Raw genomic sequence first — 17,785 nt, forward strand, 5'->3', positions numbered from 1 at the left:
CTTTATGGCCCTCTTATTTATTCAGATCGTCGCGCGCCGGCGGATGTTCAGCAGTTCCTGACCAAAGGCACAGCGCCCCATGCCCATGGCCAGGCGCTCAAAGCTTGCTGTTCAGCGCCACCAGCAAGGCCGCGTCCCGTCCGTAGATGTCCGGGGCATAGGACAGCTGGCCATGGCTGTCGGCTTGCGCCGTCCAGTACGTGAGCAGGATCGGTACCGGCGTCGACAGCCTGAACTCATGCGTGAGCCCGGTGCTCAGCAACTCGTCGGTACGCACCCGCTCCGCCGGACTCACCAGCAGATCGCGCAGCTGCAACGCATGCTCGACCCGTACGCAGCCCGAACTGAAGGCCCTCGGCCCCTTGTTGAACAACGCCTGGCTGGGCGTGTCGTGCAGGTACACCGAGAATGGGTTGGGGAACCGGATCGCCATCTGCCCCAGCGGGTTTCTCGGCCCGGCCTCCTGGCGCAGGAGGATATTGCCGGGGTTGTCCCAGTCGATATCTTCCACCGCCAGGGGATGCCCCTCGCTATCGAGCACCTGCAGGTTCTGCCGATTGAGGAAGGACTGGTCACGGCGAATTTCCGGCAGTTTGTCTTCGCGGAAAATGGTCGGCGGCACCGTCCAGGTCGGGTTCAGGGTCAGGCGTGTGACCTGGGATTTCAGCAAGGGCGTCTGGCGCTCGGCACGCCCCACCTGGGTCCGGGTCTGCCACACCGGTACGCCGTCCTGATAGACGATCAACTGCGCCGCGGCCAGGTTGACCAGCAGGCTGTCGGGTTCCATGTCCTGCGCCAGCCAGCGAAAGCGTTCGAGGTTGATGCGCAGCTGTTCGCGGCGCATCTGCGGGCTGATATTCAGTTCATTCAAGGTCCCCGCACCGATCACCCCGTCGGCTTGCAGCGAATGGCTGAGCTGGAAGCTTTTCACCGCGCTCACCAGATCGCCGCTGTAAAGGGTATCGCCCCCGTTGCCAAGGGTGCTCAGGTATCCCTCCTTGAACAGCCGTTGCGCCAACTCCGGCACCCGCGCGTCCTGCATCTGCGGACGCAGCAGCGGCCCGCTGGGCAGCGGTTGCCAATGGGGCAACTCCAGTTGGCGCTGCTGGGCATACAGCTGGCGCAGGTTCTGATATTGCTCGAGGCTCGGCCGCGCCAGCGCGAAGGCCGCCGGGATGTCTTGCAGGCCGGGCCCGGCAATGGCGAGCACCTGCGCCTGGCGATCCAGCTGCAAAGGGTGGGCGTGCCACATCGGCTCGAAACGGGCTTGCGACAGACGGCCGTAATGCAGGTCATGCAGGGCTTGCAGGTAATGCTGGCTGAAGCTCAGGTCGGCGCACAGCGCGTCGCCCGCGAGCGCGCTGGCCGGTGACCGGTAGTCGGCCGGGTCCAGTCCATCGTCGGCCAGTTGCTGCAACTGTGCCTGCAACGCCTCCAAACGTGCGCTGGACGACCAGAGCGGCTGGTCACCCTGCTGTTGGTAAAAGGCCTGTAGCAGGCTCTGGGCGGGAATGTCCAGGTGCGCCGCCAACCCCGGACAGGCAGCGGACAATCGAGTGAATACCAGTTGCACAGGGTTCTCATGATTGACCGGTACATCCTGAGCAGTCGCGACCAACGGCGCAGCGAGCAGGAAAAGGCTCAAGTAACATGCGTGTTTTTTGAACAACTGCTTTACTCCAATCATGGCCATCATGGTGATGGTCAACCTCGGCAGTGGCTGCGAAAAATCGTCCAACCACCTGTAACCAGAACTGCCAGAAGAGCGATAGGACGTCGGGAGCCAAAGTGACTGTGGGGACACTCTAGAATGCTGACCTTTCTGCGCCGGCTCTGCCTGGCAATGACCACCCTAGGCGCGATCTGCAGCCCCGCGCTCGCCGCCAACAACACGACTCCGCTGCTTTACAACAGCCTCGCCCACGCCGCTCCAGAACTCAATCCCCAAGTGCTGAAAAGTGCCTTGAGCGCCATGCAATGCGCCGTCAACAGCGGCGCCAGGCAGGCCCGGCACCTGGCGGTCATCGACTATTCGCAACCTTCCACCGCCCGCCGCCTGTGGATCTTCGATTTGAATAAAAGAACCCTGGTGCTGCGCGACCTGGTCGCCCACGGGCAGAAATCCGGGGAAAACTTCGCCACCCAGTTTTCCAATCGCATGGGCAGCTTCCAGTCCAGCCTCGGCCTGTTTCGTACCCAGGAAAGTTATGAAGGCAGCCACGGTTATTCGCTGCGCATGGACGGCCTGGAACCAGGCTTCAACGACCTCGCCCGCGATCGGGACATTGTGATTCACGCGGCCGACTACGTGAGCCCCCTGTGGAGCCGACGCCAAGGGCGCATCGGCCGCAGCCTGGGTTGCCCGGCCGTGCGGCCACAGGTGGCACGCCAGGTGATCGACCGCCTCAAGGACGGTCAGTTCATGTTTTCCTGGTACCCCGACCAGCAATGGCTGAAATCCTCGCCCTATCTCAACTGCCAGCCACGCCAGGTGGCCAGCATTGTCGCCGCCAGCGGCGGTTAATCCGTTCCGTTCGTCCCTCAACCGGCGGCTAAGGCCGCCGTTTCCGGCTCTTCGGGTATTTTGACGAAGATGCTGTATTTGGCCCCTTCCATCGCTTCGAAAGCGATGAGTTTGTCCACCAGCGGGCCGCTCAGCACCTTGCCGGCATTGAGCAGCAGCATGCCGTTGTCGGCATTCAGGTTGCGCGCCAGGGTCATGCCGGCAGCCAGGTCCCGGGTGGTCAGGACCCTGACCGTCGGATCGGCCAGGGTGACATCGTTCTGATAGGCCGCGCAGACGCCGACGAAGTCCTCCACCAGGTCCGGATCGTAGAGTTTGCCGGCGTATTTGCGAATGAACAGCAGCGCCTCATCGCTGTTCATCTGCCGTTCGAGGATCAGCCCACGCTGCAACTCGATGAAGTCCACGGCCAGCTTGAGCCAGCGCGAGCCCAGCGGAATCGCCTCGCCCTTGAGATGATCGGGAAAACCACTGCCATCCCAGCGCTCCTGGTGATGCAGGATGATGCGCGCCGCGTCTTTCATCGGCTCCAGGGTCATCAGCAGCGATTCGCTCTGTTTCGGGTAGGCGCGGTACAGGTCGCGCTCGGTGTGGTGCAGCAGATCCGCCGGCGCGGTCATCATGCTGTCGGTCCAGCTCAGCTTGCCGATGTTGTACAACGCGGCGGCCATGGTCATGTCGCGGCTTTCGCTTTCATCCAGGCCATGGGTGATGCAGTAGACGCGAATCAGTTCGATGATCTGCCGGTTGGTCTGCTTGGCCTTGGGCAAGCGCAGGTTCGCCAGCAGCGAAAACACCTCGGTGCCGGTCACGTAGCTGCGCTTGAGCTCTTCATAGGCCAGGTCGAGCATGTCGGCGGTCTGTTGCAGCTCGGCGGTGCGCGCCGCAACGCGCTTTTCCAGGGTCGAGTTGAGGCTCTTCAGTTGCTCGTTCTGCTGCCGGGTCAGCGCTTCCAGACGCAGGCGCTCGCTTTCGGAATGGTGATGGGCCAGGGCCTGGCGCAGCGTCACCAGCATGTCCTCGTCGTTCCAGGGCTTGCTGATATAGCGATGGATCTGCCCTTCGTTGATGGCCTTGGCGATCAACGTCATGTCGGCATAACCGGTGAGCAGGATGCGCAGCGTCGATGGATAACGCTGATGGATATGGGCCAGCAAGGTCGCGCCGTCCATGCCCGGCATTCGGGCGTCGCTCATGACCACGTCGACCGGCCGCTGCTCGAGGATTTCCAGGGCCTTGGTACCGCTGTCGGCCAGCAGGATGTCGTAAGGCTGGCTGCGTAACAGCCGGCGAAGGCTATTGAGAATCGATTCCTCATCGTCGACCAGCAGTACCGTCGATCTGTCCTGGGCTGCGCCCGCTGTATGTTCTTCCATGTCTCCCCCTCCCCTTTGACTTCGATCAGACCTGCCTTCTGGGACAGGCTAGATGACTTGTAGCGTTTCGGCATGGATTTGACGCCGGCCGATTAGCGCATACAGGGGAGCCTGACTATGCTCAAGGCGAAAATGGATTGCATGTCCAGGAAGCAGGAAGGGAAGCCCGATGAGCCTATCTATAAGGTCCCCGCGCTGGGTTGGAGCACGACGATGATGGCGTCGGCAGACCGGACCAACCGGCGAATTCTGATCGTCGACGACACGGCGTCGATCCACGAGGATTTTCGCAAGATCCTCGCCGCCACGGATGCCCCCGAAGACGGCCTCAGCGACGCCGAGGCCGCCCTGTTCGGTACGCCCGTGAGTGCCGCGCTGGAGCATTTTTTCCTCGACTCGGCGTTCCAGGGCCGGGAGGCGCTGAACATGGTGCAAGCGGCGCTGGAACGCAATGCGCCCTATGCCATGGCCTTCATCGACATGCGCATGCCGCCTGGCTGGGACGGCCTGGAAACCATCGAGCGGCTGTGGCAGGTCGACCCCAAGCTGCAAATCGCCCTGTGCACCGCCTACTCCGACTACTCGTGGGAAGACATCGCCGAGCGCCTGCAACTGGGCGACCGCCTGCTGATCCTGAAAAAGCCCTTCGATGCCATCGAGATCCGCCAGATGGCCAGCGCCCTGACCGTCAAATGGCAGATGACCGAAGACGCCGCGCTGAAAATGGACCAGTTGGAACAGGCGGTCGAGGAACGCACCCGCGAGCTGGCCGATGCCAACATCATCGTGCAGAACAGCCCCACCATCCTCTATCGCCTGCGCGGCGAGCCGTCGTTCAAGTTGATGTACATCTCCCACAACATCACCAAGTTCGGCCATGTGGCGGCGCAACTGGTGGCCTCGGCCGACTGGGCCCAGACGCTGATCCACCCCGATGACCAGGCCAAGGTCGAGAGCGCCATGCTCCGGGTCCTCGACCGGGATGTGGCGGGAGCGTCCATCGAGTTCCGCATGCGCACCGGCGACGGTGCCTTCCGCTGGGTGGAAAACCGCTACATCCCGGTGCGCAACGACCAGGGCCAACTGGTCGAAGTGGAAGGGATCATCCTCGACATCACCGAACGCAAGCTAGCCGAAGAAAAGATGGCCCTGATGGCCCGCACCGACAGCCTGACCGGGCTGGCCAACCGCGCCACCCTGATCGAGCGCCTGCACCAGGCATTCGCCGCGGCCCGGCGGGGATCCTCGCCCTTCGCGATGTTTTACCTGGACCTGGACCACTTCAAGCGCATCAACGACACCCTCGGCCACCCCATCGGCGACCTGTTGTTGCAGGAAGTGTCCCGACGTATCAGGGCCTGTACCCGGGAAAACGATGTGGTGGCGCGCCTGGGTGGCGACGAGTTCGCGATCCTGCAACTGGACGTCGACGAGGCCACGCACTGCGCCGCGCTGGCGACGAAAATCCGCGACACCCTGGTGCTGCCCTACTCGCTGGAAGGTAACGAGGTGCGTATCTCGGTGAGCATCGGCATCAGCCTCTACAGCCCGCAGACCCTGAGCGCCGACAGCCTGATGGCGCAGTCGGACATGGCGCTGTATCGCTCCAAGGACCAGGGCCGCAACCAGTTCCATTTCCACAGCGAGGAAATCAACCGGGAAGTCACGGAGCGGGTGACCCTGGCCAACGAGTTGAAGCTGGCCCTGGAACGCGACGAACTGCACCTGCATTACCTGCCGGAAGTCGATCTCGGCACCGGCAGGATCCTCGGCATGGCGGCCCAGGTCCGTTGGCTCCACCCCCGGCGCGGCTGGCTCGAGGCCGAGGATTTCATGCCCGCGGCCGAGAAGACCGGCATCGTCATCGCTCTCGGCCATTGGCTGCTGGACCAGGCTTGCCGGCAGATGAGCGCCTGGCGCGACCAGAACGTGGCGCCGCCGTTGATTGCGATCCATTTGTCCCTGGTCCAGCTCAAGACCGGATCGGAACTGATCTACGACGTGCTGCGCACCACCACGCGCTGGGGCCTGTGCCCGTGGGACCTGAGATTCGACGTCACCGAGGGTACCCTGGCCCAGACCAAGTGGACCCACAACGATATCCTGCCGAGGTTGTGCGAGCTGGGCGTGAAGATCGCCATCGACGATTTCGGCACCGAGTATTCCTCGTTCGACTACCTCAAGACCTACAGGGTCAACCACCTCAAGCTTGCCCAGCGTTTTCTCGACAGCGCCAGCAGCGACCCGGACAACGCCATGACGCTGCGGGCCATCCTCAACTTCGCCCGCGAGGTGGGGATCGGGGTCACCGCTGAAGGGGTGGAAACCCAGGAGCAGCGCACCACCCTGATATCCAGCGGCACGCCACTGGGGCACTCACTTGGTACGGCAGTCGACAGCGACCAGGCTGGCGAACTGCTCAAGGCCAGGTCTGTCGCTATGGATGGCAGTGCCTGGTCGGCGGATCCCACGTCGGAGCATTTCAGGTGAGCCCTTTATCCGTGGCGCCCAATCGGCGGATTCTGATCATCGACGACACACCGGCGATCCATCAGGATTTTCGCAAGATTCTCAGCCCCGAAGACGAAGGGCTGTTGGGCAGCACCGAAGCCTTGCTGTTCGGCGTCAACAGCAGGCCTCACCAGCACTTCCAGATCGACTCCGCCTACCAGGGCGAAGAGGCCGTGGAACTGGTCAAGCGCGCCCAGGCCGAAGGCCGGCCGTATGCCCTGGCTTTCATCGACATGCGCATGCCACCCGGCTGGGATGGCCTGCAGACCGTCGAACGCCTCTGGAAAACCGACCCGCAGCTGCAGATCGCTTTATGCACGGCGTTCTCCGATTACTCCTGGGAAGCCATGGCCGAACGCATCGAGTTCGGCGACCAGCTGTTGATCCTGAAAAAGCCATTCGACAGCCTGGAGATCCGCCAGATGGCCAGTGCCCTGACCTGGAAGTGGCAACTGGCGCAGGACGTGGCGAGCAAGATGCGCAACCTGGAACAGACCATCGAGGAACGGGTCCAGGAACTGCTGAGCGTGTCGCACCTGCTGCATTACGATGTGCTCACCGGGCTGCCCAACAGCACCTTGCTGGGCGACCGCCTGACCCAGCACCTGTCACAGTCACGCCGTCATGACCGCAAGCTGGCGGTGATGTTCATCGGCCTGGACCGTTTCAAACGCATCAACAATGCCCTCGGGCACCCGGCGGGAGACGAAATGCTCAAGCTCGTCGCCCAGAGCCTGGCGGCGGCGGTGCGCGAGTCCGACTCGGTGTTTCGCTACGGTTCGGACGAGTTCGTGGTGATTCTCGGCGACATCCTGCATCCGCAGCAGACCCGAGGGGTGGCCGAAAAACTCCTGGCCGCCGTCAATACCCCTCACTCCGTGGCAGGCCACGACCTGACGGTCACCGCCAGCCTGGGCATCAGCATCTACCCCGACGACGGTTCCGATGCCGTAACGCTGATCAAGAAGGCCGAGACCGCCATGCGCAACGTCAAGGATTGCGGCCCCAACGACTTCAGTTTTTTCATCGACGACATGAACCTGCGCGCGCGCCAGCAGCAGACCCTGGAAACCGGCCTGCGCCTGGCGTTGCAGCGCGAAGAGTTCGTCCTGCACTACCAGCCCAAGCTGGACCTGGCCCGGGGCACGGTGGTCGGCGCCGAAGCGCTGGTGCGCTGGAACCGGCCCGGCCATGGCTGGGTGTTCCCCTCGGCCTTCATCCCGGTGGCCGAAGACAGCGGATTGATCGTCGCCCTCAGCCAATGGGTATTGCGCCAAGCCTGCCTGCAATCCCAGGCCTGGCAAAAGCAGGGCCTGCCCCCCATCTGCATGTCGGTGAACGTGTCGGCCATCGATTTTCGCCAGCGCGACTACGTCGAGCGTCTCACCCGCACGCTGACCGAGACCGGGCTCGCCCCGAAGCTGCTGGAGCTGGAAATCACCGAAAGCGTGCTGATGCAGAACGTCGACGCCACCATCGCCACGCTCCGCGCCATCAAGCAACTGGGCGTGCGCCTGGCCATCGACGACTTTGGCACCGGCTACTCGAGCTTGAGTTACCTGCAGAAGTTCCCGGTCGACGTGCTGAAGATCGACCAGTCGTTCGTGCGTGACCTGGGTACCGACAGCAACGACGCGAAACTGGTCAGCAGCATCATCGACCTGGGCAAGAGCCTCAACCTGAGCATCATCGCCGAAGGGATCGAGACCCTCGAGCAACTGGACTTCCTCAAGCGCCACCATTGCGAGGAAGGCCAGGGCTTCTACTTCAGCAAGGCCGTGGAGCCCGACGCCTTCGCCCGCTTCCTGGTCGACTCCCTGCAACCTCACCTGCCCCATCCATGAAGTTGTGCCTGGTAAGGAAACCTCCATGTTGTCACTCGTCTTACTCCTTTCGACTGGCTTGCTGTTCGCTCCAGGCGCCGCGGCTGCGCCACTGGAAGGACCGCTCAAACCCCTCCCCGCAGTTCCGGTGCTGGACAGCAAACGGGTCGAACTGGGACGACGACTGTTCAACGACCCACGCCTGTCGGTGAACAACAGCCTGTCATGCGCCAGTTGCCATCGCCTCGACCAAGGTGGTGCCGACACCGTCCCGCACTCCCTGGGTTTCGATGGCAAGCCGGTGGTGGTCAATACCCCGAGCGTGTTCAACGCCAGCCTGAACTTCCATCAGTTCTGGGACGGTCGGGTCGAGACCCTGGAAGACCAGGTGCATATCGTGGTGCAGAGCCCCAGTGAAATGGGCAGCGACTGGAAAGTCGTGGTGCAACGCATTGCCGACGACCCGGCCTATCGCACCGCCTTCGCCGACGCCTACCCCGACGCCGTGACCCAGAGCAATATCCAGGGCGCCCTGGCCGACTACGAGCGCACCCTGCTCAGTGTCAACTCGCGCTTCGACCAGTACCTGGCGGGCAACACCGAGATCCTCGACATCGAGGAAAAGTACGGCTACCAGCGCTTCCAGGAATACGGCTGCATCGCCTGTCACCAGGGGGTGAATATCGGCGGCAACATGTTCCAGAAATTCGGCGTGCTCGGCGACTACTTCGCGGCCCGGGGCAATCCGACCGAGGCCGACCTGGGACGGTTCAACGTCACGGGCGAAGAAGAAGACCGCAATGTGTTCAAGGTGCCGAGCCTGCGTAACGTCGCGGTCACCGCGCCGTACTTCCACGACGGCTCGCAAGCCACCCTCGAAGGCGCCGTGGCGGTGATGTTCAAGTACCAGTTGGGGCGTACACCGTCCGAGGAAGACAAACGTCTGATCGTCAAGTTTCTCAAGACCCTGACCGGCGAGTGGGAAGGCAAACCCTTATGAAAGTATCCCGTCGCGTGAGCATCCTGCTGCTGTCCGCCCTGGCGGCCCTGCTGGCTTCGATCCTGTTGTTTCTCTACCTCAAGTCCAGGTCCGACCAGACCGTGACCTACACCGAATCCCGCGACCTGATCCGCCAGATCAAGCAGCAGGATTCGCTGTGGGAGAACGAAATACTCAAGGCCAGGGTGGCCATCACCCACAACTACGACCCACTGGTTTCACCCCTGGGCGAAATGACGCGCCTGTGGCAGAAATTCGACTCGATAGAGGCTCAGAACCAGCGCAACGATTCGCCGCTGTGGCGCAACGCCCATGACGGCTACCTGAGCGCGATAAAGGAAAAGACCCGGCTGGTGGAACAGTTCAAGTCGCACAACTCCGTGCTGCGCAACTCCCTGGCCTTCCTGCCGACCGCCGAGGACGACATCCAGCAGGAGCTGGCGCAACTGCAGGACGTGGACAAATTGCAGTTGCAGAACATCGCCACCGATACCTACGACCTGTTGCTCAGCAGCCTGGAGTTCGCCCAGGTCACCTCCGCCGACCGGGCCGCGGACATCCTGGTGGGCCTGAACAAGCTGGCGGTCAACAAGGAGCGCTTGCCCACGGACTTCCATGAGCTGATCGATACCCTCAGCAACCACGTCGGGCTGATCCTGCGCGAGCAACCCAAGGTCAACCGCCTGCTCGAGGAAATAGAAGTGGTGCCGGTCGACGAACGCCTGGACGACATCACCGTCCTGCTCAACCGCGACCAGCAGCAGGCCGAGACCGTCGACCAGCAGTACCATTTCTACCTGCTGCTGTTTTCCGCGCTGCTGGTGCTGCTGCTGATCTGGCTGGGCATCCGCCTGATCCGCAGCTTTGCCGAGATCAACCAGATGAACCGGGCCCTGGTGACCGCCAACGACGAACTCGAGCAAAGGGTCGAAGAGCGCACGCGCCAGCTCAAGGACACCCAGAGCGAGCTGCTCGACACCGCCCGCCAGGCCGGCATGGCGGAAATCGCCACCAACGTCCTGCACAACGTCGGCAACGTGCTCAACAGCGTGAACATCTCCGCCGACCTGGTCAGCCGCAAGCTGCGCAACAGCAAGGCCCAGGGGCTGGGCAAGGCGATGCAACTGATCAACGAACACAAAGAGGACCTGGGCAGCTTTCTCACCGAGGATGCAAAAGGCAAGTTGCTGCCCGGCTACCTGAACCAGCTGGTCGAGGCCATCGACCTGGAACAGCAAGGCATGACCGAGGAGCTGACGCAACTGAGCAAAAGCGTCGATCACATCAAGGACATCGTCGCCACCCAGCAATCCTATGCGGGTGCCAGCAGCCTGCTGGAACCCCTGTCGATCAGCGAACTGCTCGAAGACGCGCTGCGCATGAACTCCGGCGCCCTCACCCGCCACCATGTGACCGTGCTCAAGGATTACGCCGATGTGCCGCGGATCATGGGCGACAAACACCGCCTGCTGCTGATCCTGATCAACCTGATCAGCAACGCCAAGTACGCCATGTCCGACCTGGCCAACCAGACGCGCAACATGACCCTGGCGGCAGCGGTGGTCGACGGCGAAACCTTGCAGATCAGCGTGCGCGACGAAGGCGAAGGCATCGCCCCGGAAAACATGACCCGCATCTTCGCCCACGGCTTCACCACCCGTAAGGAAGGCCATGGGTTCGGCCTGCACAGTTGCGCACTGGCGGCCATCGAGATGAATGGCCACCTGACCGCCCACAGCGACGGTCCGGGCAAAGGCGCGCTGTTCGTCCTGCAGATCCCCTTGATCCCCGCCGAAGGTGAGTCATGAACAACCCGATAAACCGGCGCGTCCTGCTGATCGACGACACCCCTGCGATCCACGACGACTTCCGCAAGATCCTCACCCCCAAGACCGGCGACAGCGCCGACCTCGATGCAATGGAAAGCACGCTGTTCGGCAGTGCGCCGAAAACCGCCGCCACGGTGTTCGAACTGGACTCGGCCTACGGTGGCCAGGAAGGCCTGGGCAAACTGCTGGAGGCGGCGAGCAAGGGCCAGCCCTATGCCCTGGCCTTTGTCGACATGCGTATGCCCGATGGCTGGGATGGCGCGCAAACCATCGAAGAGTTGTGGAAACACGACCCACTGCTGCAGGTGGTGGTGTGCACCGCCTATTCCGACTACTCCTGGGACGAGTTGCTCGATCGCCTGAACGGTCATGACCGCCTGCTGATCCTGAAAAAGCCCTTCGACAATATCGAAGTCCAGCAGATGGCCAACACCCTCACCACCAAGTGGGAAATGACCTTGCGCGCGCAGCTGCAGATGAGCGAGCTGGAAGAACGGGTGGAGCAACGCACCCTGGCGTTCAAGCAGGCCAGCGCCGCGCTGCAACGGGAAATCGACGAGCGCAAGCTGCTGGAAAGCCAGCTGGTGCAATCGGAAAAGCTCGCCTCCCTGGGCCAGTTGGCCGCCGGGGTCGCCCACGAAATCAACAACCCGATCGGCTTCATTTCCTCCAACCTCGGCGCCCTGGACAATTACTTCAAGCGCTTGCAGGAGATGCTCGAGGCTTACGCCAACGCCGAAACCGGGATCGGCGCCAACGAGCTGCGCGATCGGCTGAAACAGCTGCGCACGGACATCGAGCTGGATTTCCTCCTCGAGGACATTCCATTGCTGATCAAGGAGTCCAAGGACGGCATCGGCCGAGTCAGCCAGATCGTCAAGGACCTCAAGGACTTTTCCCGGGTCGATTCGACCCAGGAATGGCAATGGGCGAACCTGCAACAGGGCATCGACTCGACCCTGAACATCGTCGCCGCCGAGATCAAGTACAAGGCCGACGTGATCAAGGAATACGCCGAGCTGCCGGAGGTCGAGTGCCTGCCTTCGCAGATCAACCAGGTGGTGATGAACCTGATCGTCAACGCCGCCCAGGCCATGGGCAACGAACGGGGCACCATTACCCTGCGCAATGGCGTCGAGGGCGAAAACGTATGGATCGAAGTGGCCGACAACGGCTCGGGCATCCCGCCGGACAGCCTGCAGAAGATCTTCGACCCGTTTTTCACCACCAAGCCCGTGGGCCAGGGCACAGGGCTGGGGCTGTCGCTGTCCTACGGCATCGTCAAGAAGCACCGCGGCGACATCTCGGTGCGCAGCGAGGTCGGTGTCGGCACCACCTTCCGCGTCGAGCTCCCGGTACACCAGAGTCGAAAGGCCGGCTGAACGACCCCACGCTATCGCCTCTGTAGGAGCCAGGCTTGCCGGCGATCCAGGCAGTGCGGTGGGTCAGGCAGGCCGCGATCGCGGGCAAGCCTCGCTCCTACAGGGACCGTGCATGCCACGAGCCCGATCTCTTGTATGATGGCGCGCTTCAAGAATGGGTCGCGGATTTCGTCTTGCCAATGACCACCGGAGCAAATCCGGCCTGACGCCTTCAGGGCACACAGCGCTTCCCCCGTCTTAAACAGCACGATGCTTTCCCGAGCGCGCCTGGGCCTCCGTGCCTGGTATTCGCCGGGGCCGGGATCGCCATCGTCGAGGAGCTTTTCATGGATATGCTTTACCGGGCCTCCCGCCAGGGGCTGCCCGCCCCGCGGTTCGCGCGCAATCTGCTGAGCCTGCTGCTGGCCGGTGCCGCCCCCGTGACCCAGGCCGCCGAAACCGAACTGCCGGCGCTGACCGTGACCGGCGAAGACCGCTCCGGTTATCAGGCCAGCAGCGCCGCGGTCGGTGGTTTCGAGGCCGCTCCCCTGCTCGACACGCCAGCCTCGATTGCGGTGATCAACGAAGACTTGATCAAGGACCAGCAGGCCCGCCTGCTCAGCGAGGTGCTGAAGAACGACGCCTCGGTCGGCGAAAGCTACGCGCCGGTCGGCTACTACGAGAACTTCACGGTGCGCGGTTTCTCCCTGAACGCCGCCAGCAGCTACCGGATCAATGGTCGCAGCATCACCGGCGAGCAGAACGTCGGCCTGGAAAACAAGCAGCAGGTGGAATTGCTCAAGGGGCTGAACGGCCTGCAGAGCGGCGTCAGCGAGCCCGGCGGGCTGATCAACTACGTGACCAAGCGCCCCACCGACGTGCGCTCGGTCACGGTCTCCACCGACGATCGCGGCAGCGGCTATGTGGCCACCGACGTCGGCGGCTGGTTCGGCAGCGAGCAGCAGTTCGGGCTGCGCGCCAACCTGGCCCACGAGGACATCCACTCTTACGTCGAACACACCAATGGCCAGCGCGACTTCGCGTCCCTGGCCTTCGACTGGAACATCAGCCCCGACGCCCTGTTGCAACTGGATGTCGAGTACCAGACCAAGGAACAGCGTTCGGCCCCGGGCTATCAGTTGCTCGGCGGCTCCAGCCTGCCGCACCACGCCTCGCCGAAAAAGCTCCTGGCGCACCAGAGCGGCTCGAAGCCGGTCAGCACCGACGCGCTGAACCTCAATGGCAATTTCGAATACCGCTTCAACGATCAATGGAAAGGCAACCTCAGCGCCTCGCGCAGCCGGGTGGTGATCGACGACTACAGCTCGTTCGCCTGGGGTTGCTATGGCGCCGCCAGTTGCGCCGGCACAGCGGTGCCCAATCACTTCAGCCCCGAGGGCGACTACGACATCTACGACTTCCGCAGCCCCGACGATACCCGGCGCAACGATGAGGTACAGGCCGTCCTCAGCGGCAGCTTCGACACTGCCGGCCTGGGCCACGAACTCAGCGTCGGGACCAGCGCCTTCCGCCGCGTGGTGGACAAGCGCGACCCGATCAACCAGATGATCGGCAGCGCCAATATCAACGGCGAACCAGCGGATTTCGCCCGCTACGACGGACCGCTCAACGACGCCTATCGCCGCCTGGACAGCCGCCAGTACGGGCTGTTCTTCAACGACCGCATCAGCTTCAACGAACACTGGCAGACCGTGCTCGGCGGGCGCGAAGTACGCCTGGACGAGGAAACCTTCGACAGCCAGGGCGACACCACCCGCCACACCCAGCGTTATGTGTTCCTGCCCCAGGCCGCGCTGATCTATAAGCCGGTGCAGAACCTGGCGCTGTACACCCGTTACAGCAAGGGCCTGTCCCTGGGCGGCGAAGCGCCGTGGTTCGCCAGCAATGCCTTCGAGATCCTCGCGCCCACCGTGTCGCGGCAGATCGAGGCCGGCATCAAATACGACTGGCAGCGCATCAGCCTGGCCGCGGCGCTGTTCCAGATCCGCCAGGCCTACCAGTATTCCCGGCCGAATGGCGACGGCACCTTTACCTTCACCCAGCAGGGCGAACAGAAGAACACCGGCCTGGAACTCTCGGCCAATGGCTGGGCCACCCAACGCCTGCAAGTCTCGGCCAGTGTCGCGGCGATCCGCGCGCGGGTCACCGGCAGCGACACCCCGGAGTACGAAGGTCACCAGGCGCTCAACGTGCCGACCCTGCGCGCCAGCCTCTATGGCGACTACGCCCTGCCCTGGTTCGACGGTTTGGCGCTGCTCGGCGGGGTGCAGTACAGCGGTCGCAAATACGCCAACCGCGAGGGCGAAGTGCAGACCGGCAGCTACGCCGTGTTCAACATCGGCAGTCGCTACAGCACCCGCATCGACGGTTACGACACCGTGTTCCGGCTGACCGTGGACAACCTGTTCGACAAGCGCTACTGGCGTGACGCCGGTGAATACATGGGCGATGGCTACCTGTTCCAGGGCGCGCCCCTGACCGCGCGCTTGAGTGCCTCGATCAACTTCTGATCGGGGCCAGGCCTACTGGAAGGCATCGGCCAGGACGTCGAAGATCATCTGGTTCGAGGTCCTGACCAGCAGCAGATCGGAACCCGCACGCCACCATTGGTAGCCGTCGTAACGCGGCAACTGCCGGAGCAGCCTGGGGTTCAAGCGTCGCGATTGCTGCGCGGGCAACGTCCTGCCCCGGCGAAGGTTCTGCCTGACGTCCGCCGGCAGGGCCGCGGTCGGGCTCCAGTCCCGCTTCGAAGCCTGCAACAGCGTTTTCACCTGGTAGTAGTTGACCACGGGAAGACGCTCCCAATTCGCATGATCGTCGGAGTACCGCGCGTTCGCCTGCGCGCCAGGCGCGGCGCCGGCATCCAGCGGGATCGATAGCAGAATCGAGACGATCGAGATTAAAGAGCCAGCTCTGAACATCGCCTTCTCCAGGCATCATTGCGTCGAGCTTATGGAAAGGGATTTCCCGGCAATAGTTCCCGGGCAGGCGTGACCTGGATGTTTCGGTCAGCAAGGCGCCATGGGCGCAAGGCAGGGTCGCAGGACGCGAGGGCAAAGGCGCTTGAGCCCACCGCACAAACAAAAACGCCGCTCCTGGGAGCGGCGTTTTTTTTACCTGGAACGAACAGCGGGTTCCGGGCATTGGCTGCATCCAACGGTGTTGGGCGCAGCCGGGTATTACAGAGCCATGTCAGCCGACGGGTTGCTCTCTTGCGCTTTCGGCTTGTCGCCAGCCGGCTGCTGAGGAGCAGCGGTCTGACCGATGGCCGGTGGCGGAGTCAATTGCAACACTTCGCTGGTGTAGGCCCACTCTTGAGCGACACGCTCAGGACTGCCGTTGAGCTGGGTACCGTAGCTCGGCACGATCTGGTGCAGCTTCGCCTGCCAGGCAGGAGTCGCGACCTTGTCCTTGAAGACCTTCTCCAGCACGCTGAGCATGATCGGCGCGGCGGTCGAAGCACCTGGCGAGGCACCCAGCAGGCCGGCAATGCTGCCGTCCTTGGCGCTGACGATCTCGGTGCCCAGTTTCAGCACGCCACCCAGCTGCTCGTCGCGCTTGATGATCTGCACACGCTGGCCGGCCTGCCACAGACGCCAGTCTTCAGCCTTGGCGTTAGGGAAGTACTCTTTCAGGGCATTCAGGCGGTCTTCATCCGACAGCATCAGCTGGCCGGCGAGGTACTCGACCAGCGGGTACTCCTTGATGCCGACCTTGGTCATCGGCCAGATGTTGTGAGTGGTGGTAGTGGTCAGCAGGTCGAGGTACGAACCTTCCTTGAGGAACTTGGTGGAGAAGGTCGCGAACGGGCCAAACAGGATCACGCGCTTGCCGTCCAGCACGCGGGTGTCCAGGTGCGGCACCGACATCGGTGGAGCGCCGACCGACGCCTTGCCGTAGGCCTTCGCCAGGTGCTGCTCGGCGATCGCCGGGTTCTCGGTCACCAGGAACGAGCCGCCCACAGGGAAACCGGCATATTCCTGGGCTTCAGGGATGCCCGACTTCTGCAGCAGGTGCAGGGCACCGCCGCCCGCGCCGATGAACACGAACTTGGCGTCGGTCTGGGTTTCAGTACCGTCTTTCAGGTTCTTGTACACCACGCGCCAGGAGCCATCTTCGTTACGCTTGATGTCTTCCACTTCGCTCGACAGCTTGAGCGAGAAGTTCGGCTGGGCTTTCAGGTGGCCGACGAACTGGCGGGTGATCTCGCCGAAGTTCATGTCGGTGCCGAGCGGCGACCAGGTGGCGGCGATCTTCTGCTTCGGATCGCGCCCTTCCATCATCAGCGGGACCCACTTCTTGATCTGCTCCGGGTCTTCGGAGTACTGCATGCCGGCGAACAGCGGGCTCGCCTGAAGCGCTTCGTAGCGTTTCTTCAGGAACTTGATGTTGTCATCGCCCCACACGAAGCTCATGTGCGGAGTGGAGTTGATGAACGAACGCGGGTTCTTCAGGACATTGTTCTTGACTTGCCACGACCAGAACTGGCGGGAAATCTGGAACGCTTCGTTGATCTCGATGGCCTTGGCGATCTCGACCTTGCCGTCCTTGTTTTCCGGGGTGTAGTTCAGTTCCGCCAGGGCAGAGTGACCGGTACCGGCGTTGTTCCAGCCGTTCGAGCTTTCTTCGGCAACGCCGTCGAGGCGCTCGACCATTTCCATCGACCAGCCCGGCTCCAGCTCATTGAGCCAGACACCCAGGGTCGAACTCATGATGCCGCCACCGATGAGCAGCACATCCACTTTCTTGGTCTCGGCGGCGTACGCGGAGCTGAGCCCCATCGTCATCGCCAAGCCCAGCAGGGCCGTGTTCACTTTTTTCAACATACAGTAGTTCCTACGATAGAACGCCATCCGCCCCCCCATTCTCGATCATCAGTCGCCCCGGCACCGCCATGGGTTCCCGCACTCAGAAGAACTGAAGGGTGGGCACACAAGGCCGACATGACACTATCGACCTCAGTTTATATGTCGCTCCTGCGCTGACTTCTTATTCGCTATTGGCTTCAGCTACTTGAGTGACACTCTTTTGTTGGGACGCCTTCGGACAGCATCGATCGACGGTCCGAAACGCCCGCTAAAACCACATTCCCACAGAGAGACTAGTCGGGTGTAACCAAAGGAGTGAGTCAACAACACCCGGTATCACGATCGGCCTGCTGCCAATGACCCGATCACCGCCTGACAGCGGCAAGGCCACGGGTATCGCAACAGGGATCGCCCCCAACCCTGGCAGCCCTCCTGCTGAAAACGAAATGGCCATCATGGGTGGTGGCTAACGCGCCATTGTCTACTGGACGGATAAAGCCGTCAAAAAAACTGTCAGATTTATCCTGTTTTT

General features: G+C 62.6%; 11 protein-coding genes. 7 read left to right on the forward strand and 4 right to left on the reverse strand.

Annotated elements, in window-relative coordinates; translation table 11 throughout:
- Nucleotides 1-97 precede the first annotated feature (97 nt).
- Nucleotides 98-1,669, reverse strand: a complete 1,572-nt coding sequence (locus tag DK261_RS09350) for a murein L,D-transpeptidase (protein WP_101282814.1) — start codon at nt 1,667-1,669, stop codon at nt 98-100.
- A gap of 141 nt (nt 1,670-1,810) precedes the next feature.
- Here DK261_RS09350 and DK261_RS09355 point away from each other — a divergent pair, with 141 nt between their 5' ends.
- Nucleotides 1,811-2,524, forward strand: a complete 714-nt coding sequence (locus tag DK261_RS09355) for a murein L,D-transpeptidase catalytic domain family protein (RefSeq protein WP_009049746.1) — start codon at nt 1,811-1,813, stop codon at nt 2,522-2,524.
- A 17-nt stretch (nt 2,525-2,541) separates the two neighbouring features.
- Here the strand turns inward: DK261_RS09355 and DK261_RS09360 are convergent, their stop codons facing one another.
- The gene (locus DK261_RS09360; RefSeq protein WP_009049747.1) at nt 2,542-3,900 is read right to left on the reverse strand and encodes an HD domain-containing phosphohydrolase; all 1,359 of its coding nucleotides are present in this window, start codon (nt 3,898-3,900) and stop codon (nt 2,542-2,544) included.
- Between the two features lie 213 nt (nt 3,901-4,113).
- Here DK261_RS09360 and DK261_RS09365 point away from each other — a divergent pair, with 213 nt between their 5' ends.
- From DK261_RS09365 to DK261_RS09390, 6 genes are all read left to right on the forward strand, one after another.
- On the forward strand, nt 4,114-6,390 hold the full coding sequence (locus DK261_RS09365; RefSeq protein ID WP_053269436.1) for an EAL domain-containing protein: 2,277 nt from the start codon (nt 4,114-4,116) through the stop codon (nt 6,388-6,390).
- On the forward strand, nt 6,387-8,255 hold the full coding sequence (locus tag DK261_RS09370; RefSeq protein WP_009049749.1) for a GGDEF and EAL domain-containing protein: 1,869 nt from the start codon (nt 6,387-6,389) through the stop codon (nt 8,253-8,255). The genes DK261_RS09365 and DK261_RS09370 overlap by 4 nt, the downstream gene beginning before the upstream one ends.
- 25 nt (nt 8,256-8,280) lie before the next feature.
- The gene (locus DK261_RS09375; RefSeq protein ID WP_016701870.1) at nt 8,281-9,234 is read left to right on the forward strand and encodes a cytochrome-c peroxidase; all 954 of its coding nucleotides are present in this window, start codon (nt 8,281-8,283) and stop codon (nt 9,232-9,234) included.
- Nucleotides 9,231-11,042 (forward strand): DAHL domain-containing protein, encoded by a 1,812-nt coding sequence (locus tag DK261_RS09380; protein ID WP_110175632.1) that lies wholly within the window; start codon nt 9,231-9,233, stop codon nt 11,040-11,042. Before DK261_RS09375 ends, DK261_RS09380 begins: the two co-directional genes overlap by 4 nt.
- Nucleotides 11,039-12,445 carry an ATP-binding protein gene (locus DK261_RS09385; RefSeq protein ID WP_038633605.1) on the forward strand — a complete coding sequence of 469 codons (1,407 nt, stop codon included), beginning with the start codon at nt 11,039-11,041 and terminating at the stop codon, nt 12,443-12,445. The genes DK261_RS09380 and DK261_RS09385 overlap by 4 nt, the downstream gene beginning before the upstream one ends.
- 326 nt (nt 12,446-12,771) lie before the next feature.
- Entirely contained in the window at nt 12,772-14,955 is a 2,184-nt protein-coding gene (locus tag DK261_RS09390; protein ID WP_110175633.1) for a TonB-dependent siderophore receptor, read from the forward strand.
- Nucleotides 14,956-14,967: 12 nt separating this feature from the next.
- Here the strand turns inward: DK261_RS09390 and DK261_RS09395 are convergent, their stop codons facing one another.
- Both DK261_RS09395 and mqo read right to left on the reverse strand, forming a co-directional pair.
- Nucleotides 14,968-15,366: a hypothetical protein gene (locus DK261_RS09395; RefSeq protein ID WP_038633611.1), complete on the reverse strand. Its 399-nt coding sequence runs from the start codon at nt 15,364-15,366 to the stop codon at nt 14,968-14,970.
- A gap of 258 nt (nt 15,367-15,624) precedes the next feature.
- The gene (mqo, locus tag DK261_RS09400) at nt 15,625-17,271 is read right to left on the reverse strand and encodes a malate dehydrogenase (quinone) (RefSeq protein ID WP_038633613.1); all 1,647 of its coding nucleotides are present in this window, start codon (nt 17,269-17,271) and stop codon (nt 15,625-15,627) included.
- Between the last annotated feature and the right edge of the window lie 514 nt (nt 17,272-17,785).

Source organism: Pseudomonas sp. RW409, assembly GCF_003184125.1.
Classification (GTDB): Bacteria; Pseudomonadota; Gammaproteobacteria; order Pseudomonadales; family Pseudomonadaceae; genus Aquipseudomonas; species Aquipseudomonas chlororaphis_I.